This is a genomic window from Actinocorallia sp. B10E7 (assembly GCF_039871655.1).
Lineage (GTDB): Bacteria > Actinomycetota > Actinomycetes > Streptosporangiales > Streptosporangiaceae > Actinocorallia.
In genome coordinates this window covers 315,357-337,061 of sequence record NZ_JBDPLZ010000006.1, presented here as the reverse complement: position 1 = coordinate 337,061, position 21,705 = coordinate 315,357, and the positions used below count along the sequence as shown (strand labels likewise).

General features: G+C 70.7%; 22 protein-coding genes and 1 riboswitch. Of the genes, 18 read left to right on the top strand and 4 right to left on the bottom strand.

The features are described 5' to 3' along the window. Positions 1–4: 4 nt before the first annotated feature. Complete coding sequence (locus ABGB12_RS23305; protein WP_347681304.1) at positions 5–1,087, bottom strand: ArsO family NAD(P)H-dependent flavin-containing monooxygenase; 1,083 nt, start codon at positions 1,085–1,087, stop codon at positions 5–7. A gap of 210 nt (positions 1,088–1,297) precedes the next feature. Here ABGB12_RS23305 and ABGB12_RS23300 point away from each other — a divergent pair, with 210 nt between their 5' ends. Then, positions 1,298–1,927 carry a TetR/AcrR family transcriptional regulator gene (locus tag ABGB12_RS23300; protein ID WP_347681302.1) on the top strand — a complete coding sequence of 210 codons (630 nt, stop codon included), beginning with the start codon at positions 1,298–1,300 and terminating at the stop codon, positions 1,925–1,927. 240 nt (positions 1,928–2,167) lie between these two features. On the opposite strand, the gene ABGB12_RS23295 is transcribed toward ABGB12_RS23300, so the two are convergent. Further along, positions 2,168–2,623, bottom strand: a complete 456-nt coding sequence (locus tag ABGB12_RS23295) for an SSI family serine proteinase inhibitor (protein WP_347681300.1) — start codon at positions 2,621–2,623, stop codon at positions 2,168–2,170. A gap of 58 nt (positions 2,624–2,681) precedes the next feature. Between ABGB12_RS23295 and ABGB12_RS23290 the strand changes: the two genes are divergently transcribed. The 6 genes from ABGB12_RS23290 to ABGB12_RS23265 all read left to right on the top strand — a co-directional run bounded on the left by ABGB12_RS23290 (position 2,682) and on the right by ABGB12_RS23265 (position 9,261). Continuing rightward, positions 2,682–3,017 carry a rhodanese-like domain-containing protein gene (locus tag ABGB12_RS23290; protein WP_347681298.1) on the top strand — a complete coding sequence of 112 codons (336 nt, stop codon included), beginning with the start codon at positions 2,682–2,684 and terminating at the stop codon, positions 3,015–3,017. 38 nt (positions 3,018–3,055) lie between these two features. Next, positions 3,056–3,173: riboswitch (TPP riboswitch) on the top strand. After that, the gene (locus tag ABGB12_RS23285) at positions 3,169–4,587 is read left to right on the top strand and encodes a cytosine permease (protein WP_347681296.1); all 1,419 of its coding nucleotides are present in this window, start codon (positions 3,169–3,171) and stop codon (positions 4,585–4,587) included. Its footprint overlaps the riboswitch before it by 5 nt. 106 nt (positions 4,588–4,693) lie before the next feature. Then, on the top strand, positions 4,694–6,544 hold the full coding sequence (locus tag ABGB12_RS23280) for a PAS domain S-box protein (protein WP_347681294.1): 1,851 nt from the start codon (positions 4,694–4,696) through the stop codon (positions 6,542–6,544). Between the two features lie 251 nt (positions 6,545–6,795). Then, positions 6,796–7,266 (top strand): ATP-binding protein, encoded by a 471-nt coding sequence (locus tag ABGB12_RS23275; protein WP_347681292.1) that lies wholly within the window; start codon positions 6,796–6,798, stop codon positions 7,264–7,266. Between the two features lie 178 nt (positions 7,267–7,444). Further along, complete coding sequence (locus ABGB12_RS23270; protein ID WP_347681503.1) at positions 7,445–8,140, top strand: response regulator transcription factor; 696 nt, start codon at positions 7,445–7,447, stop codon at positions 8,138–8,140. A 2-nt stretch (positions 8,141–8,142) separates the two neighbouring features. Continuing rightward, positions 8,143–9,261 (top strand): ATP-binding protein, encoded by a 1,119-nt coding sequence (locus ABGB12_RS23265; RefSeq protein WP_347681501.1) that lies wholly within the window; start codon positions 8,143–8,145, stop codon positions 9,259–9,261. A 7-nt stretch (positions 9,262–9,268) separates the two neighbouring features. Here ABGB12_RS23265 and ABGB12_RS23260 read toward each other — a convergent pair whose 3' ends face one another. Continuing rightward, positions 9,269–9,589, bottom strand: a complete 321-nt coding sequence (locus ABGB12_RS23260) for a hypothetical protein (protein ID WP_347681290.1) — start codon at positions 9,587–9,589, stop codon at positions 9,269–9,271. Positions 9,590–9,798: 209 nt separating this feature from the next. On the opposite strand from ABGB12_RS23260, the gene ABGB12_RS23255 reads away from it, so the two are divergent. Genes ABGB12_RS23255 through mptB form a run of 3 tightly spaced genes read left to right on the top strand, consistent with a single transcriptional unit; the run spans position 9,799 to position 12,408 of the window. After that, positions 9,799–10,137, top strand: coding sequence for an STAS domain-containing protein (locus tag ABGB12_RS23255; protein WP_347681288.1), 339 nt, complete (start codon positions 9,799–9,801; stop codon positions 10,135–10,137). A gap of 20 nt (positions 10,138–10,157) precedes the next feature. Then, positions 10,158–10,916 (top strand): glycosyltransferase family 2 protein, encoded by a 759-nt coding sequence (locus tag ABGB12_RS23250; RefSeq protein WP_347681286.1) that lies wholly within the window; start codon positions 10,158–10,160, stop codon positions 10,914–10,916. Next, positions 10,906–12,408, top strand: a complete 1,503-nt coding sequence (gene mptB / locus ABGB12_RS23245; RefSeq protein ID WP_347681284.1) for a polyprenol phosphomannose-dependent alpha 1,6 mannosyltransferase MptB — start codon at positions 10,906–10,908, stop codon at positions 12,406–12,408. The genes ABGB12_RS23250 and mptB overlap by 11 nt, the downstream gene beginning before the upstream one ends. On the opposite strand, the gene ABGB12_RS23240 is transcribed toward mptB, so the two are convergent. Then, on the bottom strand, positions 12,326–14,470 hold the full coding sequence (locus ABGB12_RS23240) for a hypothetical protein (protein WP_347681283.1): 2,145 nt from the start codon (positions 14,468–14,470) through the stop codon (positions 12,326–12,328). The genes mptB and ABGB12_RS23240 overlap by 83 nt on opposite strands. Before the next feature lie 71 nt (positions 14,471–14,541). On the opposite strand from ABGB12_RS23240, the gene ABGB12_RS23235 reads away from it, so the two are divergent. The 8 genes from ABGB12_RS23235 to ABGB12_RS23200 all read left to right on the top strand — a co-directional run bounded on the left by ABGB12_RS23235 (position 14,542) and on the right by ABGB12_RS23200 (position 21,703). After that, positions 14,542–15,822 (top strand): glycosyltransferase 87 family protein, encoded by a 1,281-nt coding sequence (locus ABGB12_RS23235; RefSeq protein WP_347681281.1) that lies wholly within the window; start codon positions 14,542–14,544, stop codon positions 15,820–15,822. Continuing rightward, positions 15,822–16,262: a DUF4446 family protein gene (locus ABGB12_RS23230; RefSeq protein WP_347681499.1), complete on the top strand. Its 441-nt coding sequence runs from the start codon at positions 15,822–15,824 to the stop codon at positions 16,260–16,262. Before ABGB12_RS23235 ends, ABGB12_RS23230 begins: the two co-directional genes overlap by 1 nt. A gap of 32 nt (positions 16,263–16,294) precedes the next feature. Further along, positions 16,295–17,209, top strand: a complete 915-nt coding sequence (gene pheA, locus ABGB12_RS23225; protein WP_347681279.1) for a prephenate dehydratase — start codon at positions 16,295–16,297, stop codon at positions 17,207–17,209. A 39-nt stretch (positions 17,210–17,248) separates the two neighbouring features. Beyond that, positions 17,249–18,004 (top strand): enoyl-CoA hydratase/isomerase family protein, encoded by a 756-nt coding sequence (locus ABGB12_RS23220; RefSeq protein ID WP_347681277.1) that lies wholly within the window; start codon positions 17,249–17,251, stop codon positions 18,002–18,004. A 227-nt stretch (positions 18,005–18,231) separates the two neighbouring features. Next, positions 18,232–19,218, top strand: a complete 987-nt coding sequence (locus tag ABGB12_RS23215) for a hypothetical protein (RefSeq protein WP_347681275.1) — start codon at positions 18,232–18,234, stop codon at positions 19,216–19,218. 172 nt (positions 19,219–19,390) lie between these two features. After that, positions 19,391–20,647 (top strand): serine--tRNA ligase, encoded by a 1,257-nt coding sequence (gene serS / locus ABGB12_RS23210; protein ID WP_347681273.1) that lies wholly within the window; start codon positions 19,391–19,393, stop codon positions 20,645–20,647. A 299-nt stretch (positions 20,648–20,946) separates the two neighbouring features. Next, complete coding sequence (locus ABGB12_RS23205; RefSeq protein ID WP_347681271.1) at positions 20,947–21,258, top strand: hypothetical protein; 312 nt, start codon at positions 20,947–20,949, stop codon at positions 21,256–21,258. 7 nt (positions 21,259–21,265) lie between these two features. Continuing rightward, a complete protein-coding gene (locus ABGB12_RS23200) occupies positions 21,266–21,703 on the top strand; it encodes a hypothetical protein (RefSeq protein WP_347681269.1) in 438 nt (145 codons plus the stop codon). The last annotated feature ends 2 nt before the right edge of the window (positions 21,704–21,705 follow it).

Here is a 21,705-nt window from a genome sequence, read left to right as displayed (position 1 = left end):
GGCCCTACTGGAGTGGCTCAGAGGCTTGGAGCTGTGCGGAGATCCGGGTGACGGCGTCGCGGGCGGTGCGGCCGACGCCGATGAGGGTGGCGGAGGCGGGGCCGGTCCAGTCGCCGTAGCCCAGGAGGTGGAGTCTGGGTTCGGCGACGGCGCGGGTGCCTTCGGTGGGGATGAGGCCGTCGCGGTCGCGCAGGCGCAGCGGGGCCAGGTGGCCCAGGGCGGGGCGGAAGCCGGTGCACCACACGATGGCGTCGCAGGCCAGCTGGGTGCCGTCGGGCCAGGCGACGCCGGTGGGAGTGACGCGGGTGAACATCGGGTGGGCTTTGAGGACGCCGCGGTCGCGGGCTTCGCGGACCGGAGGGACCGCGACGATGTCGCCGAGGCCGCCGACTCCGGCGTGTTCCTCGCCGGAGGTGAGAGCTTGGTAGCGGCGGGTCGCCAGGTCGAAGAGGGCCCTGCCGTCGATGTCGTCGGGCAGCAGCCGAGGCGGCTTGAGGGTGACCCAGGTGGTGTCGGCGACGGTGGAGATCTCGGCGAGCAGCTGAGCGGCGGAGTTGCCGCCTCCGACGATCACGACGCGCTGTCCGGCGAAGGGTTCGGGGCCGGTGTAGCGGGCGGTGTGGAGCTGGCGGCCGGCGAACTCGCGGATGCCGGGGTAGTGGGGGACGTAGGGGCGGGACCAGGTGCCGGTCGCGCTGATCACGATCTTGGCGTGCCAGTCGCCCGCTCCGGTCCGGACGAGGAGCCCTCCGTCGGCGCGGTGGACGGCGTCGACGTGCACGGGCCAGACCACGGGCAGCTCGTAGCGGCGCTGGTAGTCGGTGAGGTAGGCGACGGCGTCGGACGCGGTCGGGTAGCCGCCGTCCGCGGGCGCGGGCATCATCCGGCCGGGCAGAGAGCTGTACCGGGCGGGAGAGAACAGCCGCAGTGAGGGCCAGGTGTGCTGCCAGGCCCCGCCTGGCCGGTTCTGGTCGTCGAGGATCACGAAATCGATCCCGGCGCGGCGCAGGTGGAAGCCTGCCGCCGACCCCGCCTGGCCGCCCCCGACGACCAGGACGTCGATCTCTCGAAGAGCGGGATTCGTCATGTTCTCCACCGTCTGTCTCAGGCCGATCGGATCAGGCGCAGGACCTTCCGCGGTGCGGCGCTCGGACGCGCGTCCGCCATGGTGATCCTCTCCCTCCGCACGCCTTTCAGTATTTCGAAGTCTATCGAATCAGTGGTGGAGTCCGGCCGGGCCGGACGCACGGGCGGACGACGCGCCTCGCGGTGGCGTTCGGGCGTTTAGGGTGAGGGGATGGTGAGCGAGCGCGGTTCCTCGGCCACCCGATGGGCGGGTGTCTCCCCGGCCGACCGCAGGAGCGGGCGGCGGGCCCTGCTGGTGGAGGCGGCGTTCGAGCTGTTCGGCACCGGGGGCGAGGCCGCGGTGTCGGTGCGCGCCGTCTGCCGGGCCGCCCGCCTGCACGCCCGCTACTTCTACGAGAACTTCGCCGACACCGGTGAACTGCTCGGCGCCGTGTACGACGAGGTGGCGGCGGAGCTGGCCGAACGGCTGCTGGCGGTGGAGTCGGCCGCAACGGGCGGCGACCTGGTCTCGAGGCTCAGGGCCGGGATCCATGCCGTGCTGGAGTTCAGCTCGGCCGATCCCCGCCGGGGCCGGGTGCTGTTCACGGAGGGGAGGGCCAATCCGGTGCTGGCCGCGCGGCGCCAGGCCACGCAGACCGCGCTGATGGACGCCGCCCTGCAGCAGAGCGCCCAGGTCCGTCCGGAGACCGATCCCCGCCAGGCGGTGGTGAGCGCGGCGATGTTCACCGGATCGATGGTGGAACTCGCCCACCAGTGGCTGTCCGGGGCGCTCGGCGACGACCTGGACGCGGTGGTGGAGCACGCGGCGTTCCTGGTCATGCACGGCGACCCGCGCTGCTGACCGCCGCCCGGAGCGGGACCGAGGGCGGGCATGCCGATATCCCCGGGGCGAAGTTATCCACAAGGCTTGTGGATATCCCCAGGGGACAAGTGTGTGAGGTATGTCGGGTTTTGTTGCTCTTTGACGAGCTGTGAGATGGGATTTCCGACCTCACCGCGAGTTATCCACAGGCTGTATCCACAGGCGTCCACAGGGCTGGGGATAACTGGGACAACCTGTGGACGGCTGTGGGAAAGTGGTTCAGCGCACGCGGGGCAGCTCGCCGAAGAGCTCGCTGACCCTGGACCAGTGGTCCAGGCCGCAGCCGTCCTTGCGCTGGTAGGCGGCCCGGACGCGGATGCCCCGCCAGGTGCCCTCGACGGTGCCCTGCTCGGGGCCGCCGTAGATCTCGGTGCAGACGGCGTCGGCGGGGATGGGCTCGAAGGCCTTCTCCCCCTGCTTGGCGAGCTGGGCGCAGGCCTTCTTCGGCTCGGGGTGGGTGCCGCCGGGCGGATCGCAGGTCAGCGTCCAGGTCCGCGCGCCGGAGCCGGGGGACTTCTTCAGGCTGATGGTGAGTTCGGTCACCCGGGCCGAAGGAGCGGAGGCCGAGGTGGGAACGGTAGAGTCCCCGCTCTCGGCCTTTTCGGTGCCGCAGGCGCCGGCTGCTACCAGGATCGCCGTGGTCAGGAAGAGGGCCGTGGCCACCGATCTGGACAAGGAGCACCTCACGCGCGGGTCGACGTGGTCGTGGTCAACAGGTTCCATGGGAGTCGTGATGAGTTTCGGGGACAACGTACCCTCCGTCGACGCCGCGGCGGTGCCGTCGGACGCATATCTGCTGGACGTGCGTGAACCGGAGGAGTGGACGGCCGGGCACGCGCCCGGCGCGGTGCACATTCCGATGAGCCAGTTGCGCGACCGGGCCGGCGAGATCCCGCAGGACCGAGACGTCTACGTGATCTGCCGGGTCGGCGGGCGCTCCGCGCAGGTCACGATGGCGCTCAACAACGCCGGCTGGCAGGCCTCCAACGTGGACGGCGGGATGATGGCATGGGCCCATCATGGCAGGCCGATGGTGGCGGAGCAGGGCGAAGACCCTTACGTGGCCTAGATCCGATTCGTCCCGTATGAGTATCATGCGGGGGATCTAAACCCCACCGCGGGAGCTCGGGCCGAGGGCCGGGCTGAGAGGGCGACCCCAGAGCGTCGCCGACCGCATGAACCTGTCCGGGTAATGCCGGCGTAGGGAGAGTGCATCAAGCATGTCTTCGGCCACGCTCGAAAACGGCGACGGAGCCTCCCGAGGGCACAGGCCCCTCGCGGACCCCGGCTCCCACGAGGCCCCGCTGACGCTCGACGAGCCCGCGCCCAGGGTGCTGTCCTTCTGGGACCAGAGCGCCTTCTGGGCCAACCTCGGCGTCAGCCTGTTCGCCTTCTCCGGCGCCTACACGGTGCTCGCCCCCGACCTCGACGGGACGCTCCGGCTGTCCATCGCGGCGGGGATCGTCGCGATGATCGTGGGAACGCTCCTGGGCGGGCTCATGCTCGGCCTGTCGGCGGTGCCCGGAGCCCGCACGGGACGTCCCGCGATGGTGCTGCTGCGCGGCCTGTTCGGTGCCCGGCTGTCGTACGTGCCGACGGTCCTGAACATCGCACAGCTCGTCGGCTGGGGCACGTTCGAGCTGATCGTGATCTCCGAGGCGGCCAGGGAGCTGTTCGGCGGAGGTCCCCGCTGGCTGTTCGTCCTCCTCGCCGGAGTGCTCACGACCGCCCTGACGATCTGGCCGCTGGGCTCGGTCCGGCTGCTGCGCCGGTTCGTGACGGTCGCGGTGGCCGTCGCGCTCGTCTGGTTCTACATCCAGTTCTTCCGCGAGGGACTGCCCGACCTGACGGCCAACCCCGGCCCCTCGGGCGGAGCGCCGTTCGGCACGGACTGGAGCATGTTCTGGATCGCCACCGACGCGGCCCTGGCCGTCTCGATCTCCTGGGTGCCGCTGGCCGCCGACTACACCCGCCACTCCCGCAGCGAGAAGGCCGCCTTCGGCGCGGCGAGCGGCGCGTACGCGCTGACCCAGATCATCGCCTACGTCCTCGGCCTGTTCGCTCTGGCGCTCGCCGTCAACGGAGAGGGCGTCTACCAGCCGTTCCTCACCGTGACGCTCGGCGCGGTGTTCTTCCTCGTGTTCGTCGTCCGCGAGGCCGACCAGTCGTTCGCCAACGTCTACTCGACCGCGCTGTCCATCCAGAACCTGCTGCCGCGCGTCGACCGCCGGATCCTCAGCATCGGCCTCGGCGCCCTCATCACCGTGCTGGCGCTCGCGCTGAACATGGGCAACTACGCCGGTTTCCTCAGCCTGATCGGCTCGGTCTTCGTCCCGATGCTCGGCGTCCTGGCCGCCGACTTCTTCCTGCGCGCCCGCGGCGTCTGGAACACCGCCCCCGACGCGCCCTCCCGCTGGGGCATGATCGCCGCCTGGCTGGCCGGCTTCGCCGTCTACCAGCTGATCAACCCGGGCGCCGTCTCCTGGTGGAGCGCCTTCTGGACCGACGTCCGGGACCTGCTGCACTTCGACCCCCAGCCCTGGATGAGCGCCTCCTTCCTGTCCTTCCTGGTCGCGGGCCTGGCCGCCTTCCTGATCGGCCGTCTGGATCGCGGCGAGACGGCGGCCGCGAAGTCCTGACGGCCGGCGCTCCGCGGACGTCCCCCGCCCGTCCCGGCACGGGCGGGGCATGCGCAATCCGTGGAGTCGGCCGGTGGAGGAGGCCGAATGGTGACACGATGACGGCGTGCGCCTGGACGCCTCCGACCCGACGGCACGCGCGGTGCTCCGATGCGCGGCCGACCCGATCGTGGCCATCGACGAGGGACTGTGCGTGACGGCCTGGAACCCGGCCGCGGAGCGGCTCTTCGGCTGGACCGCCGAGGAGGCGCTGGGACGGGTCGTCCCGATGGTCCCCGACGAGCTCAAGGCCGAGTACCACGCCGTGCTGGAGCGGGTGCGGGAGGGACCGCAGATCTCGATCGGGACGCGGCGGCTCACCCGGGAGCGGAGGCTGGTCGACGTCCGGATCGACACCAGCGCGCTGCGGGGCGAGGACGGCGCGCTGCTCGGCTGGGTCAGCGTCTACCACCGGGTCACCGAGGCCGACCAGCACGCGGCGGCGGAGAAGGCCCGTCTCGTGCGGCGGCTGAACGACATCCTCGGCGATCTGAACGCCCAGCACGATCTCGACAGGGTGCTGGACCGGATCACCGCCGCGGTGCTGGAGCTCACCGGCGCGGACGCCGCCGGTTTCGTGCGGATCGAGGACGACCGGTTGCGGCTGATGTCGGCCCGCGGCCTGCCGGGCGAGCTCATCGGCAGGTCGGTGGAGCTGCGTTCCAGCCTGGTGGCGGAGCTCCTGGAGGCGGGCCGGACGGTCCTGCTGGCCACCAGGCCCCGGGTGGACGCGCTGATCTGGCAGGCGCTGCCGAATCTGCGGATGGTCGCGCTGGGTCTGGCCTTCCTGGGCGACCGGCCCTACGGGGCGCTCTACGCGCTGTTCGCCGGCCGTTCGGCCGGCCACACCGAGCTGGAGCTGCTGGAGCTGCTGGCCGGGCACGCGGGCGTCGCGGTCCGCAACGTCATGGCCTACCAGGAGGTCGTCCGGCAGCAGGCGCACGAGCGGGCGGTGATCGACGCCAGCGCCGACGGCATCGCGGTGCTGGACTCCGAGGGCCGGGTCCGCCAGTGGAACCCGGCGGCCACGAGGATCACCGGGATGCCGCCGGAGGAGGTGCTGGGCAGGAGGCCGCCGTTCGACTACGAGCCCGGCGGCGAGGTCACCCGGCTGATGGGCAACGGCACCTGGCTGGACATCCTGTGCGCCGAGATCCCCGAGACCGGTGAGCTGGTGGTCGACTTCCGGGACGTCACCGCGGCCAAGGCGCTGGAGGAGGCCAAGGATCTCTTCCTGGCCACGACGAGCCACGAGCTGCGCACTCCGATCACCGTGGTGCAGGGCTTCGCCGACACTCTGGTCAACCGCTGGGCGGAGCTGCCGGACTCCGAGCGCCGCAAGGCGGTCGGCACGATCGCGGATCGGGCCAGGGCTCTGGGCCGGCTGGTCGAGCAGCTGCTGCTGGGCTCCCGGGCGGGGGCGGAGGAGCTGCCGGTGGTCCGCGAGCCGTTCGATCTCGGCGGGCTGCTGCGGCGGGTCGTCCCGGCGTTCCAGCCGTTGTCGGAGCGGCACCGCCTGGACGTGCGGGTCCCCGAGGGGCTGCCTCTGGCGCTGGGGGACCCCATGGCCACCGACATCATCGTGGGCCAGCTGGTGGAGAACGCCTGCAAGTACTCCCCGTCGGGCGGCCTGATCACGGTGGAGGCCGCGCTGGAGGACGGGTGGCTGGTGGTGACCGTGGACGACGAGGGCGTGGGCATCGCGGAAGGCGATCATGAGCGGATCTTCGAGCGCTTCGTCCAGGGCGAGGCGGGGGACCGCCGCAGGTTCGGGGGCGTGGGGCTGGGCCTCTACATCGTCAAACGGCTGGCGGCGGCCCAGGGCGGGGACATCGGCGCCCATTCCCGCGCGGAGGGCGGAGCCCGGCTGAGGCTGGCCCTGCCGCTCGCGAATGTGACGGACGAAACGTGCGTGTGACGAGTAACCGGGCCGATAGCTGGAAATGGCTTGAAGTGCACAACCCCGAACGTCGCCTGACGGGCGGATTACTAGTAGTTTGACCGCTTCGCTCCAGCATACGGGGGTGGTTGGTCGTGGATTCCCGGTCAATGTCTCGCCCTGCGAGGAAACATCTGTTTCGTCCGGGTTTCCGGGTGCCACCAGCTGGGCATTTCGGTCGTACCGAAGACGCAAAAGCTGCGCGAGGGGATGCGGAGGAGGTGATGACGATGAGCACCGTCTACCTTCCGCACGCCCCGTCCAGCGCCTCGCTGGCCCGCAGGCGCCTCAACAACGACCTGCTGTCCTGGGGCGTGTCGGAGGAAGTGGCGGACGACGCCGCCGTGATCCTCAGCGAGCTGCTGAGCAACGCGCTGAGGCACGCCCGCCCGCTCCCCGGCGCGGAGGGCGGCATCAAGATCTCCTGGATCAAGGTCGGCGACACCGTCGAGCTGGCGGTGACCGACGGCGGCGCCGCCACCGAGCCCCGCAAGGGCCAGCCGGCGCTCTCCTCGCTCGGCGGCCGGGGCCTGGGCATCGTCGAGATCCTCTCCCAGTCCTGGGGCGTCCGCCGCGACGATCAGGGCAGCACCGTCTGGGCGCACCTGCACGCCCCGTCCAGGTTCTCCTTCGAGGAGTCGGAGGAACAGGGCGGCGAAACAGGGACCCCAGTGCAAAATCTGCGTCAAGTGACACGCTAGGGTCGTCCTCAGCTCGGGGTGCTGTCGTGCCCCCGTCGGTAGCACTCCGGGCATCCAAGCAAGCCCTCCCCGCCGCCCGGCGAAGTCCCGCTCGCCCCGCCTTACATGGTGATGACGTCCTCGCCCCTCTTCCACCGAACGGTCTCCACCGCCCTTACGGTGAGGAAGCATGAGCGAGGTGACCGGCCGCATCCTGGTCGTCGATGACGACCCCACGGTGGCAGAAGTAGTGGCCAGGTATCTCCTCCGCGACGGCCACGAAGTGGAATGCGTCCCCGACGGTCGGACGGCCCTGGACCGCGCGCTGGACGCCCCTCCCGATCTCGTCGTCCTGGATCTGATGCTCCCCGGCATCGACGGGCTTGAGGTCTGCCGCCGACTGCGCGAGCGCTCCCCGGTGCCCGTCGTCATGCTGACCGCGCTCGGCGAGGAGTCGGATCGGCTCACAGGTCTGGAACTGGGAGCGGACGACTACGTCGTGAAGCCCTTCAGCCCGCGCGAGCTGGCTCTGCGCGTGCGTTCCGTCCTCCGCCGCGCGCAGGGCGGCGGCCTCCTTTCCTCCGAGCAGGGAGTACTGCGCGACGACGGCCTCGTCGTGGACGTCAGCGCGCACGAAGCGTCCCTGCGAGGAGAGACGCTCGCTCTCACCGCTCGGGAATTCGACCTTCTGGCCTTCCTTCTGCGCCACCCGCGCCAGGCGTTCACCCGCGAACAGCTCCTGGAACACGTCTGGGGATGGACGTTCGGTGACTCCTCCACGGTCACCGTTCACGTTCGCCGTCTCCGCGAGAAAATCGAAGTCGATCCGACGAACCCCGCACGCATCCAGACGGTGTGGGGAGTCGGCTACCGGTATGGAGATGCGGCGAGTTGACGATGCTGCCCTTCGAAGCGCTCCTCGATGTCACCGCCACGGCCGCGGTGAGCGCACTCGCGGTCGGCGGGATCGGACTCGCGGTTCTGCGTCTGGTGCGCACACGGCGGATGGCCGTGCAGCTCGCCGTCGTCGCGGTGGCGACGGTCTCCGCCATCGTCGCGGGGATCATCGCCATCACGCTGCGGATGTTCATCTCCTCCCACGACCGTGACGTCGCACTGACGGTCGTGGCCATCGCCGGACTCGTCGGCCTCGGTGTCGCCGTACTGCTCGGACGCAGGCTCGCCCGCGCCAACCAGGCGCTCGTCACAGCGGTACGCGCGGAGCCTTTCACCGCTCCGGCACAGGTGCTCCCCGCCGAACTGGCCGAACTCTCCAGGGAGCTGGAGGCCGCCTACGACCGCCTGGCCGCCGCCCACACCAGGGAACAGGCACTGGAGGCGAGCAGACGCGAACTCGTCGCCTGGGTCAGCCACGATCTGCGCACCCCGCTGGCCGGGCTGCGGGCCATGGCCGAAGCGCTCGAAGACGAGGTAGTCGTCGACGAGGAGACCGTCCGCCGCTACCACGGGAGGATCAGGGCCGAGGTGGACAGGCTCACCGAGATGGTGGACGACCTCTTCGAACTCTCCCGCATCCACTCCGGGACGCTCCGCCTGTCCCGCCAGCGCGTCGGCCTGGACGACCTCGTCGCCGAGATCGTCGCGGGGGCGGAGCCCCTCGCCCGCGCCAAGGGCGTCCGCGTCCGCGGCGCGGCGGAACGCGGCCTCCCCCTGGAGGTGGACACCGCCGAGCTGAGCCGCGCGCTGCGCAACCTGGTGGTCAACGCGATCCGCCACACCCCGTCGGACGGGTCCGTCGAGATCCTCGGCGAGGCCGGGGACGGCAGGGCGCTGCTCTCGGTGGCCGACTGCTGCGGAGGCATCCCCGCCGAGGACCTTCCGCGCGTCTTCGACGTGGCCTTCCGCGGCGAGAGCGCCCGTACCCCCGGCGAGGGCGGCGCCGGCCTGGGGCTGGCCATCGCCAGGGGCATCGTCGAGGCGCACGAAGGCGAGATCGCCGTGGCCAACGCCGGCCCCGGCTGCCGGTTCACCGTCGAGCTGCCGCTGGCGCGCTGAGGAGGACTCAGCCGCCGAGGGACTCGCTGATCGCGCGGTAGGTGGAGCAGGGCCAGCTGGTCATGCAGGTGTGGCAGCGGCGCAGCGGGGTGTCCGGGTCGCTGGACAGCCCGGCTCCCTGGCGCGGGCGGTGCAGGTGCAGCACGCGCAACGCCATCGCCGACAGGGCGGAGACGTCCTCGCGGGCCTCGCAGAGAAAGAGGAGGTCCTCCCTGGTGAGCCGGGTTCTGACCGGCACCAGCCCGTCGCGGTTGACCAGCCGCAGCAGGAATCTGGCGCCGGTGCGCCAGGACGTGGATTTCTCCGATCGAGCGTGGATCGTCTCCAAGCGCTCACGTATCCGGGAACGTTGCCCGTCAGGCGAAATCCTCACCCGTTCAGCTTGCCAAAATCACCGGTTCATGGGGTAGTAATCACCAGGTCAGACCGTGTCGTTACCTCTGTTGTGTCTGATGATTACCGGCAGAACAGATGAATCACCGAGAGCCGGAAGCCGTTCTCTGGCCCCCGACGGTCTTGGCGGATAGTGTGCCGGTCATGGAGCTTCAGGTCTCGACTGCATCTCAGGCAGGTCACATAGCCATCACCGCTGTCGGTGAGCTGGACCTGTACACCGCGCCCAGACTGCAGCAGGCACTGGCCGCCGCGCTCACCGAGCAGGACTTCGACCGGGTGGTCGTCGACCTGTCGGGAGTGGAGTTCTGCGATTCGACCGGCATGAACGTGCTGCTGTCCGGCATGAAACGCGTCAAGGAGCGGGGTGGAACGTTCGAACTGGCGGCACCCCGCCCGGCCGTCCGCAGGATCCTGCAGGTCACCGGTCTGGACACCGTCTTCACGGTGCATGATGCGGTTCCGGCTCTCGACGCGACCTGAGGGCCACTACCATCGCAGACATGCCTGACAAGAGCCCGCCCGGCGCCGCCGGCATCGCGGTGATCATCCCCGCCAAGGATGAGGCGCAGCGGATCGCCGCCACCGTCCAGGCCGCGTCGAAGCTGCCCGGAGCCGACCTGGTGATGGTCGTGGACGACGGTTCGGCCGACGCCACCGCCGAACTCGCGGAGAAGGCCGGGGCCAGGGTCGTCCGGCACGCCCGCAACCGCGGCAAGGCCGCGGCCATGGAGACCGGCGCCGAGGCGGTGCGGCTGCTGGACACCCACGACGGGGTGCCCTCCCGTCACCTGCTCTTCCTCGACGCCGACCTGGCGGAGACGGCGCAGGAGGCGGCTCCGCTGATCGAGCCGGTCCAGGAGGGCGAGGCCGACATGACGATCGCCGTCTTCTCCTCCCGGGTGAAGCTCGGCGGTCACGGGCTCGTCGTGCGGCTGTCGCGCGACGGCATCCGGCGCGCCACCGGCTGGACCGCCGCCCAGCCGCTGAACGGGCAGCGCTGCCTGACCCGGGCGGCGTTCGAGGCGGCCCGGCCGCTCGCCGCCGGTTTCGGCGTGGAGACGGCGCTCACCATCGACCTGCTGCGCAAGGGGTTCCGGCTGAAGGAGGTCGAGGTGCCGCTCGCGCACCGCGCCACCGGCACCGACCTGCACGCCCAGCTGCACCGCGCCAGGCAGTTCCGGGACGTGGCCAGGGCCCTGGCGACACGCGACCCGGCGGTACGCGACCGGCTCGCCCGGTTCCGCGCCCGTGCCCTCTGAACAGGCCTCTCCCGCCCTCGACGGGCGGCTTCCGAGCCCGCGTACCGGCGGAGGCACCGATCCCGCCCCACCCGGGGGACTCCCGGGTCTGGCCTGTCTGGGCCTGAGCCTGGCCGCCTTCCTCTCGTTGTCCCTGCTGGGCCCCTCGCTGGTGCAGCCCGCGCTGGGCGGGTCCGGCGCCCCGTGGGCGTTCCACGCGGATCCGGCCCCCGGCCTGGTGCTGGGGCTGCTGGTGTCGGGGATCCTGCTGGCCGGGCTGGGCCTGGCCCTGTGCTTCCGCGCTGTCGCGCGAGGCTGGTCCCCCCGGACAGGGCGGCTGCTGGTCGCCGGCGCCGTCCTGGCCGCGGCGTTCTCCCTGACCCCGCCGGTGGGCTCCACCGACCATCTGAACTACGCGGCCTACGGGCACATGGTCGTCTCCGGTCTCGACCCGTACGTGACGACGGCGAGCGACCTGGCGGGCAGCCCTTACAGCGAGGTCGTCCAGGAGTGGCGGGAGACGCCGTCCATCTACGGCCCGCTGGTGACGGGAGCGCAGGCGCTGGCGGCACTGCTCGGCGGGGACTCGCCGCGGCTGACCGTGCTGGTGCTCTCCCTGATCAACGGCCTCGCCTTCGTGCTGGCCGGCCTGATCCTGTACCTGCGGACCCGGGACGAGAAGGCGCGACTGCGGGCCGTGCTCCTGTGGTCGCTGAACCCGCTGCTGCTCCACCACCTGGTCTCCGGCTCGCACAACGACGTGCTGGGGATCGCCGCGGCGGTCGCCGCGCTCGCCCTGTTCACCGCAGGGGCCGGGGGGATGTGGCGCGCCTTCGGCACGGGCGCGGCGGTCGGCATGGCCGTCGCCACCAAGTTCCCGGCCGGGGTCATCGGCGGAGGCCCCGCCTGGCGGCTGCTCACCGGCCGCCGGTTCGGCGAGCTGGCGGCGCTGTTCGGCGGCGCCGGGCTGGTCGTGGCCGTCGCCTACCGGCTGGCCGGACCGCACGCGCTGGACCGGGTGCGGGAGGCCGCCGACTCCATCTCGCTGGCCAACCCCTGGCATCTGGTGGCGGGGCGGGACGGGGGGGTCCTCGGCCTGGACCTGCCCCGCGGCCTGGTCTCGGCGGGCTCGCTGGCGCTGATGGTCCTGCTGCTGTGGCTGCTGGGGCGCGCGCTGCCCGAGGCCGACCCCGTCCTGACCGTCTCGGCGGCACTGGTGCTGGCCTGGCTGTTCGCCGCCTCCTACGCGCTGCCCTGGTACGACGGGCTCGGCTGGGCGCTGCTGGCGTTCCTGCCGTGGTCCCGGTTCGACTGGTGCATCCTGGCCAGGAGCGTCGCGCTGAGCCTGGCCTACCTGCCGGCCCGAGACCCCCGGCTGGCCGGGCTGCCGGACGGGCTGCACTGGCTGGTGACCGGCCTGCGCGCCACCGTCATGCCGTTCGTGCTGGCGTCGGTGCTGGCTCTTGTGGTGTGGTGCTGCCTGCGTCGGCCACGTCCAGCTCCAGCGCTCTGACGCACGCCGCCAGCACCAGCGGGATCGCCAGCGTGAAGACCAGCGCGGGGATCACCACGCCGGAGTCGTTCATCAGCATGCCCATCAGCGCGATCACCAGCGCGGCCAGCAGCGCGGGCCGCAGCGTCGGGGCGCGCCGGTAGGCCGAGGCCAGGATCGGGGTCTCCCAGGAGGACGGGCGGGCCAGCACCAGGAACAGGAACAGCATCGCGCCGATCGCCGCGATGGTGTACTCCCAGTGGCCCAGGCTGCCCAGCATCGCGCCGAACTTGCGGGTGACGACGCTCCAGCCCTCGCCGTCCATCAGCTGCGTCCAGAACCTGCCGAGATGGGTCGGCTCGGCGCGTCGCGAGTCGGCGAACGACATGCCCAGTACGACCGCCGCGCCCATCAGGGCCAGCAGCCCCATCCGCGCCGCGGAGACCCGCCTGCCGCTGATCAGCAGGGCGAGTGCGCCCGTCCCCATCAGGATCGCGATGACGCCGCCGAAGTCGCTGCCCCAGCCGGGCAGGCCGTCGACGACCGTCGCGACCAGGCCGACGAGAACCACGAGCACCAGCGCGACCAGGCGCCGTCCCGCCCGCAGCAGCGGTTCGGCCAGCCAGGCGGCGGTCAGGACCGAGGCGGTGGCGAAGAGCGCGAAGGCCATGTTCCCGAAACCGTAGAAACGACCGGCCACCAGCGCGGTGTAGCCCATGAAGGTGTTGATCTGCAGGTTGGAGCCGGTGATGACGTCCAGCCCGAGCACGGCCGCGGTGAGCCCGGCGATCACCAGCCCGGGGCCGGTGATCGAGCGGCGCCACGGGCCCGCCAGCGCCAGAGCGGTGATCAGCGCGGACAGCGCCGCCACGCAGACGACGAGCAGCGCGCCCGGGTGGGAGGAGCGCCACCAGGGCAGCAGCCCGGCCAGGTAGGTGGCCGCGGGGGTGGCCGCGCCCGCCAGCGCGCCGACCCTGGTCCAGCCCAGGATGCGCCTGCGGTCCTTGGCGCCGCGGCGCAGCGCGATCGCGGCGTAGCCGTAGAGCAGCAGCTGCACGGTGAACAGCACGACGAAGAACACGCCGCTCAGGCGGCGGATCGCCTGGGCCGCGAGGTCCTGGTCGTTCAGCGCGGCGGCCTTGGCCCCGGCCGGGTCGCCGGAGGGGACCGTCTTCCAGACCGAGCCGACGGCGCCGGACGGGAGCTCGATCCCCAGCCGGTCCAGGGCGGTCGCGGTGACGTCCGTCAGGGTGACCAGACCGTCCCTGCGGGTGGCGGAGCTGGTGAGGTGGCCGCGGCCGAAGCCGCCGGAGCCGAGGGCCACGTGCAGGTGCGGGGTGCCGGTGGCGTCGGCGAGCCCGGCGATCAGCACGGTGGCGCCGGCGGGCAGGCCGCTCAGCGCCCTGGCGATCCGGGCGTCGGCGTCGGACGCGGCGCGGGCGCGGTCCTCGGGGCTGACCGGGGCCTGGGCGCCGCTGGAGTCCACGCCGGCCTTGACGTAGGCGCGGGAGACGTCGTCGACGTCGATGACGGTCAGCGGGCAGGCCGCCCAGTCGGTGACCTCCTCCACGGTGGCGGAGTAGCGGTCGACCCGGCCCCGCCCGTCCGCCGCGCCGAACACGCCGCCGGGTCCGACGGCCTGGGTGCAGCCGCCCGCGCGGTGCACGGCGTCGCCGAGCAGACCCGCCTGAGCCCGGTAGGGGGTGCCGGCGTTGTCGCTGACGATCTCGGCCCAGCCGGTGACGCTCGCGCCGTCCTCCCCGGTCTCCGGGGTGGGCGGCAGCGCGCAGCTCCCGTTGGCCAGCCTGGCCCGCTGCCCCGCCGACACCGTCAGCCAGCCGTCCACGGGGCAGGTGCGGGTGGTGGTGGTCCGCACGGACAGGGCGGCCGTCGCGCCGTCGCCCGCGAGTCTCCACAGGGTGGGGGTGCCCTTCGGGGAGAGATCGCTCCACTGCAGGCCGGGCACCCCGACGATCACGACGCGGCCGGCCGGTTCTGCCTGTGCGGGCTGGGCGGAAAGCGTCATGACCGCCGTGACCAGCACGGTGATCATTGCCCAGGCGGCGCGCCACCTGCGGGCCACGACACCTCCAACTGCTGCTCTACAAGACGGTCGACCCCAGATTAGTGGTCGTATTAAGCCAGGATGGACCTATGGTCGGACCTTGGAGACGCGTGTTCGCCGCGGCGGCGGGGGCGGTGGCCGCCGCCGCGGTGCTGGTCCCTATGGCCGCGCGCTGGCTCACGAACCCCGCCGACCAGCGCCTGGTCGATCTGGACGTCTACCGCACGGCGGGCGTCGTGCTGCTGCGCGGGGAGCCGATCTACGGCTTCCTGACCGAGCCGCCGCAGCTGCTGCCGTTCACCTATCCCCCGTTCTCGGCGCTGCTGGCCGCCCCGCTGGCCTGGATGCCGTGGCCCGTCGCGCAGGTCGTGATGATCCTGCTGATCTACGCGGCGCTGGCGGTGGCCGTCGGGTACGGTTTCCGCCCGCTGCTGGCGCGGTCCGGAGACTGGTCGCCGCTGGTGCTGGGCGTGCTGGTGGCGCTGCTCCTGTGCCCGATGCCGCTGCGCGACCAGGTGCGGTTCGGCCAGGTCGACCTCTTCCTCGTCGCGCTGTGCGTCGTGGACTGCGCCACGCCCCGGGCCCGCTGGCCGCGCGGCCTGCTGGTGGGCCTGGCCATGGCGATCAAGCTGGTGCCCGGGGTCTTCCTGATCTACTTCCTGGTCACCCGGCGCCGGGAGGCGGCGGTCAACGCGCTGTTCACCGCGGCGGGCGCGACGCTGTTCACGTTCGCCCTGCTGCCGCACGACTCGTTGAAATTCTGGTTCGGCGCGCTGTGGGAGGGCGACAGGGTCGGCTCCAACTACGTCACCGCCAACCAGGCGGTGCGGGCCTTCCTGCTGCGCATGTACTGGCCTGACCCGGTCACCACCACGGTGTGGCTGACGGCGGTGGCGCTGCTGACCTGGGTGGGGTTCCGGTATGCCAGGAAGCTGTCGCTGCTGGGCGCGTCCGGGAGGCTCTCGCCCGCGGACTCGTGGTCGGCCGAGCAGGCGGGGGTCGCCGTGACGGGCCTGCTGGCGGTGATCGTCTCCCCGGTCTCCTGGATCCACCATCTGGCGTGGATCGTCCTCGTCGTGGGGGCCCTGGCGGGGGACGGCCGAAATCTGAGACGGTGTTCCGCCGCGGCCGCGGTGTGGCTTTTCTATGTGCTCACCATTCCCTGGTGGGGAACGAGCCATATCCAGGCGGCCAAGCCGCTCTGGGAACAGGCCCTGGGTAGGATCATGCAGAGCTCTTACGGGCTGGGAGCGGTGACTCTGTTGTTCGTCTTGGGAAGCTGGTTGGTGAGCGAAATGTGGCGGAAAGCACCGGCAGATCGGCGGAATGAGTCTCGTACCGACGCACCGATGGGAACGCTCGCGCCGTGATGCTCATCACCGTCTCCGTCATCGGGGCACTCGCCGGAGTGGCCGGCCTCTCCATGGCGCTGGTCGCGCACAAGAGGATGAACCAGGTCGTCGAGGAGTGCGCCGGCATCCTGCGCAAGCAGATGCAGGTCGCCACCGGGGTCGACAAGCAGGCCTACCGGGATCTGGCGATCATCCAGTACGACGCGCTGGAAGAGATGTCGGGGCGCCTGTCGTTCTCCCTGGCCCTGCTGAACGCCGTGGGCGACGGCATCATCATCACCTCGATCAACGGCCGTACCGAGACCCGCACGTACTCCAAGGTCGTCCAGGACGGCCGGGGTGTGACGATGCTCTCCCCCGAGGAGGAGCGCGCGCTGCGCGCCGCGCGGCTCGGCAAGGGGCCGATCGTGGAGCTCGACGATCCCCTCCCCGACTTCGGGCACCCCGTTCACAGCTGAACAACCCCTTCTCTCGATTACCCTTCTGTTCCATGCCGGACCGTTACGCCTACCTCGGCCCCGAGGGAACGTTCACCGAAGCCGCTCTGCTGACGCTTCCCGGAGCGAAGGACGCCCAGCGGTCTCCCTTCGCCACGGTCCCGGCCGCGCTCGACGCCCTGCGCGGCGGGAGCGTCGACCGCGCGGTGGTCGCCCTGGAGAACTCCGTCGAGGGCTCGGTGCCGACCACCCTGGACGAGCTCGCCACCGGGGAGCCCCTGCAGATCATCGGCGAGATCCACCTGCCGGTGGAGTTCGCGCTGCTGGTGCGCCCGGGCACGTCCCTGGCGGACATCAAGACCGTCGCGTCCCACCCGCACGCGCAGCCGCAGTGCCGCCGCTGGCTGGCCGCCAACGTGCCGGACGCCGAATGGCGGGCCTCGACGTCCAACGCGGAGGCCGCCCAGCACGTCGCCGACGGCCTCTACGACGCTGCGCTGGCGGGTTCCTTTGCGGCGGCCCGGTTCGGGCTGGAGGTGCTGGCGGCGTCCGTCCACGACGTGGCGGGAGCCGTCACGCGGTTCGTGGAGCTGGCCCGTCCCTGTTCCCCGCCCGCCCGTACGGGCCGGGACAAGACGACGGCCGTCGCCTACATCAGGGACGACCACGCCGGCGCCCTGCTGGAGATCCTCCAGGAGTTCTTCGTCCGGGGGATCAACCTGACCCTCATCCAGTCCCGGCCGACCGGGGCGGGGCTGGGCTCCTACCTGTTCTGGATGGACTTCGAGGGGCATGTCGCCGACGCCCGGGTGGGGGAGGCGCTGATGGGCCTGCGGCGCGTGTGCGCCGACGTCCGGTTCGTCGGCAGCTATCCGGCGGCCGACGGGACGCGCCCGCACGTCCGGCGGGGTACCGACGACGCGGACTTCGCCGCCGCGGCCGAGTGGCTGGAGCGGATCCGGGGCTGACCCGGGGACGTGAAGTTACCCACAGGTAAGCTCTGGTCCATGGGTCTGGAATGTGTGGTCCGCGACGGCGTCGCGACGGTGACGATCGACAATCCCGCGAAGCGGAACGCCATGAACGTCCAGATGTGGCGGGAGCTGCCGGAGCTGCTGGAGTCCCCCGCCAAGGACCCCGCCGTCCGGGTCCTGGTGCTGACCGGGGCGGGAGACGACTTCTGCGCCGGAGCCGACATCTCCGAGCTGGCCGACATCAACCGCAGCGGCGACGCCAACCTGTCGTCCCGGGCGGAGAACGCGCTGGCCCGGTTCCCCAAGCCGACGATCGCGGCGATCCGCGGTTTCTGCGTGGGCGGCGGCTGCCAGCTGGCGGCGGCGTGCGACGTGCGGTTCGCCGGGCGGGGGGCGCGGTTCGCGATCACCCCGGCGAAGATCGGCATCGTCTACCCGCCGACCGCGATCGAGCGGCTGGTCGGCCTGGTCGGCCCGGCGTCGGCCAAGTACCTGCTCTACTCGGCCGACCTCGTCTCCGCCGAACACGCGCTGCGCCTCGGCTTCCTCGACGAGGTCGTCGACGACCTCGCCGCGCGGGTGGACGCCTATGTCCAGACTCTGCTGTCGCGCTCGCAGTTCAGCCTCGAGGCGGCGAAGGACATCATCAACGGGATCGTGGACGGCTCGCTGACCGAGGACCGGGTCGACGGCTGGATGCGGGGCTCGCTGGAGGGCGTGGACTCCGCCGAGGGCATCGCCGCCTTCCTGGAGCGGCGTCCGGCCCGCTTCACCTGGGTGCGTCCGTAATTTTGTGAAATTTTCCGGCTCGGGCCAACTAAACGGTTGCGCCTTGAGTCCTCTTTGACGTGCCGAAACTTCGATGCTCGGAGGCGCCCGTCCGACACCTGTGAGGCCGAAAAGGTTGCATGGGTTTCCAGGAAATCCGGGGAATCCTGGTATAAACGGTGATCACGCGATATCTGCCAGATGTGTCCGGTCCCGGGCACGTATCCGTACCCCCTACGGAGGATCCGTTGCGGAGAATCACCGGCGTTGCCACCAGCCTGTTCCTGGTGGCGGGCAGCCTCGCCTACACCTCCCCGGCCCACGCCGCGGTCGCCACCAAGATCACCATCAAGTCCGATCACGCTCCCGGCTACATCGGTGACGAGGTCACCGTCAGCGGCAAGCTGACCCGTTCCAGCGGGACCGCCCTCAAGGGCCAGAACGTCCTGCTCAACGTGGCGGGCAAGCGGAAGATCGTCACCACCAACTCCGACGGCCTGTACATCGCGGAGTTCAAGGTCCCCAAGAGCGGTGCGTTCACCGCGGAGTTCCTGGGGGCGGGCTCTTACGACGAGTCCGCCGCGTCCACCGCCTACTACGCGCTGCAGTACCGGACGTTCATCGACGACTTCAAGGCCTCGCCGCGGCCGATCGAACAGAACAAGGCGCTGAACATCACCGGCCGGACCAACCGGGTCGCCGTCAGCGGGAACGAGAAGCTCGCCGGCGCGGGCCTGGACCTGCTGTACTCCGGCGGCGGCGGCAACTGGTCCTACGTCAGCTCGACCACCAGCGACGGCAACGGGCGCTTCCGCTTCACCCCGATCGTCGGCCAGGACGGCACCTGGAAGGTCGTCCTCAAGCCCAACCTCGTCGCCGACGGCTGGCTGCAGACCGAGCGCGACGTCTGGGTCGACTCCCGCTACAAGACCAGCGTCTCGGCCTCCGTCACGCCCAAGAACGTGCGCTACAAGGGCAAGGTCAAGGTCTACGGCACGCTCAAGCACAAGGTGGACGGCACCTGGAGGTCGTTCGGCGGCGTCAAGGTCGCGGTGTACCAGCGGGTCAAGGGCTCCAGCAAGTGGCGTTTCCAGGGCTGGGCCTGGGTCTCCGGTGACGGCAAGTTCAGCAAGCGGTTCACGGTCAAGCGTGACGGCTACTGGAAGGCCGTCTACCGGGGCGACGGCGCCAACTTCTACGACAGCAGCAGCTCGAAGTACGTGAACGTGCGCTGACCCAGCGTTCCAAACCTTTGCGGTCTAAAAGCCGTCAAAGTGGTTGAACCAGGAAGGCCGTCTCCGGCGCGGGAGACGGCCTTCCACCTTTGCCGGGACTCCGCGCCCCTCCGGGGCCGCCCTGTGGATATCGGGCCGCGACAAGGCCGCCGGGAACGATAACCTCGGTTCTGTGATTGACCTGCGAGCGCTTCGAGAAGATCCCGACCGGCTGCGCGCCTCCCAGCGCGCCCGGGGCGAGGACGTGGCCGTCGTCGACGTCCTGCTCGACCTGGACGAGCGGCGGCGTGCCGCGCTGACCAGGTTCGAGCAGCTGCGGGCGGAGCAGAAGAGCTCCGGCAAGCTGGTCTCCCGCGCCCAGGGCGAGGAGAAGCAGGCGCTGCTGGCCAAGGCCAAGGAGCTGGCCCAGCAGGTCAAGGAGGCCGAGTCCGACGCCGACGCGCTCGGCGCGGAGCTCGACGCCGCCCTGCGCGCCGTGCCGAACCTGGTGGAGGAGGGCGCTCCGCCCGGCGGCGAGGAGGACTTCGTCGTCCTGGAGGAGGTCGGCTCGATCCCGTCCTTCGACTTCGAGCCCCGTGACCACCTGGAGCTGGGCGAGAAGCTCGGCGCCATCGACATGGAGCGCGGCGCCAAGGTCTCCGGCTCGCGCTTTTACTACCTCACCGGCGTGGGCATGCAGCTCCAGCTGGCCCTGCTCAACCTGGCCATGGAGCAGGCCATCGCGGCCGGCTTCACCCCCATGTACGTCCCGGTGCTGGTCAAGCCCGAGACGATGGAGGGCACCGGCTTCCTGGGCAACCACGCCGCCGAGGTCTACCACCTCCCCGCCGACGACCTGTACCTCGTCGGCACCTCCGAGGTGGCCCTGGCCGGCTACCACATGAACGAGATCGTCCCCGACCTGCCCAAGCGCTACGCGGGCTGGTCGAGCTGCTTCCGCCGCGAGGCGGGCTCCTACGGCAAGGACACCCGCGGCATCATCCGCGTCCACCAGTTCGACAAGGTCGAGATGTTCAGCTACGTCGACCCGGCCGACGCCCACGAGGAGCACCTGCGCCTCCTGGCGTGGGAGCGCGAGATGCTCGCGAAGGTGGAGCTCCCCTACCGCGTCATCGACGTGGCCGCCGGCGACCTGGGCACCAGCGCGGCCCGCAAGTACGACTGCGAGGCCTGGGTCCCCACCCAGAACGCCTACCGGGAGGTCACCAGCACCTCCAACTGCACCACCTTCCAGGCCCGCCGTCTGTCCATCCGCCACCGCGACGCCGACGGCAAGCCCCAGCCCGTGGCCACCCTCAACGGCACCCTGGCCACCACCCGCTGGATCGTGGCCATCCTGGAGAACCACCAGCAGGCCGACGGCTCCGTCCGAGTCCCGGCGGCCCTCCAGAAGTACATCGGCCGCGAGGTCCTCGAACCGATCCGCTGAGTCCTGCGCCGGTCCGATGCCTTTGGTCGTCGGCTTCTCCGCGTGCTGCCGAGTTCACGGGTTCGGTCGGCCGGTCCCGCGACCCTCGAAACGATCGCCCGTCAGATAGGTCATGTGACGGGCGATCGAAGCATCTCTCGGTCCGCGGTGGGCATTCCGGCGAATGCCGCCTACCCCTGACCTGCCTGCTCTCTACGGACGAAGAGAATCTGTAATCGGAAGACGACTCGTGGTGAGCACCCGTAGGTTTGAGCGTAATACGTGATGGGTAAGCTGTAATACACGAGGATCAGCTTTCTATGATCAGAATTCCGGACAAAATTCCGGATCTCCTGGACTGGGACGAGGTGAACCTCGACCATGCTCAACGGCACGGGATCAGTCGGGCCGAGATCGAACAGGCCGTACGGAATCCGCATCGGGTCGTACCCGCGCCACCTGGCGACTGGAGCGAACCCGAAGGAACGATTCGGCTACTGATGTTCGGCGAGACGGACGGCGGACTTCGGCTTCTCGCGGTGTTCGCCTGGCCCGCCTACGCCGACTACGGGAACGGTGTCACTCAGATCTTCACCGACCGGGCCCGGCCGATCACCGCATTCAAGAGATGAGGACCGCATGAGCGACGAACGGAAAGCCCTGGACCCGAAGATCGCTTACGCGCCGCTGAACGGGATGACCGACGAGCAGGAGGCGGCTTTCCACGAGGGCCTCATGGACGAGTACCGTGCATGCGCCGATGCCGTCGAGGCCGGAGAACTCCCCGTACGCAACAACGTCCAGACGTTGAGGCTCTCCGACGGGGAGGCCGACCTTCTGCGAGCCGCCGCGGAGAAGGTCGGGATGCCCTTGTCGGTCTTCATCCGCCAGGCCGCTCTCCAGGCGGCCACTGCCAAGGCCTCAGAGGTCGTGTGGACCATCGACCATGATGCGTTCGGCCGACTCGCGCAGAACCTCGCGGTCGCCGCCGAGACGCTCCAAGAGGCCGTCGAGGAAGTCCGCCGTCCGCGGGAGCACCGCCTCGTCACCCCCATGCGGCTGGATCGGACCGCCTGACC

Excerpts from the sequence above, each read along its gene's own strand:
- ABGB12_RS23305 (WP_347681304.1), bottom strand. The coding sequence starts at position 1,087 with ATGACGAATCCCGCTCTTCGAGAGATCGACGTCCTGGTCGTCGGGGGC.
- ABGB12_RS23300 (WP_347681302.1), top strand. The coding sequence starts at position 1,298 with ATGGTGAGCGAGCGCGGTTCCTCGGCCACCCGATGGGCGGGTGTCTCC.
- ABGB12_RS23290 (WP_347681298.1), top strand. The coding sequence starts at position 2,682 with ATGAGTTTCGGGGACAACGTACCCTCCGTCGACGCCGCGGCGGTGCCG.
- ABGB12_RS23285 (WP_347681296.1), top strand. The coding sequence starts at position 3,169 with ATGTCTTCGGCCACGCTCGAAAACGGCGACGGAGCCTCCCGAGGGCAC.
- ABGB12_RS23275 (WP_347681292.1), top strand. The coding sequence starts at position 6,796 with ATGAGCACCGTCTACCTTCCGCACGCCCCGTCCAGCGCCTCGCTGGCC.
- ABGB12_RS23265 (WP_347681501.1), top strand. The coding sequence starts at position 8,143 with ATGCTGCCCTTCGAAGCGCTCCTCGATGTCACCGCCACGGCCGCGGTG.
- ABGB12_RS23255 (WP_347681288.1), top strand. The coding sequence starts at position 9,799 with ATGGAGCTTCAGGTCTCGACTGCATCTCAGGCAGGTCACATAGCCATC.
- ABGB12_RS23250 (WP_347681286.1), top strand. The coding sequence starts at position 10,158 with ATGCCTGACAAGAGCCCGCCCGGCGCCGCCGGCATCGCGGTGATCATC.
- ABGB12_RS23235 (WP_347681281.1), top strand. The coding sequence starts at position 14,542 with ATGGTCGGACCTTGGAGACGCGTGTTCGCCGCGGCGGCGGGGGCGGTG.
- ABGB12_RS23230 (WP_347681499.1), top strand. The coding sequence starts at position 15,822 with ATGCTCATCACCGTCTCCGTCATCGGGGCACTCGCCGGAGTGGCCGGC.
- pheA (WP_347681279.1), top strand. The coding sequence starts at position 16,295 with ATGCCGGACCGTTACGCCTACCTCGGCCCCGAGGGAACGTTCACCGAA.
- ABGB12_RS23220 (WP_347681277.1), top strand. The coding sequence starts at position 17,249 with ATGGGTCTGGAATGTGTGGTCCGCGACGGCGTCGCGACGGTGACGATC.
- ABGB12_RS23205 (WP_347681271.1), top strand. The coding sequence starts at position 20,947 with ATGATCAGAATTCCGGACAAAATTCCGGATCTCCTGGACTGGGACGAG.
- ABGB12_RS23200 (WP_347681269.1), top strand. The coding sequence starts at position 21,266 with ATGAGCGACGAACGGAAAGCCCTGGACCCGAAGATCGCTTACGCGCCG.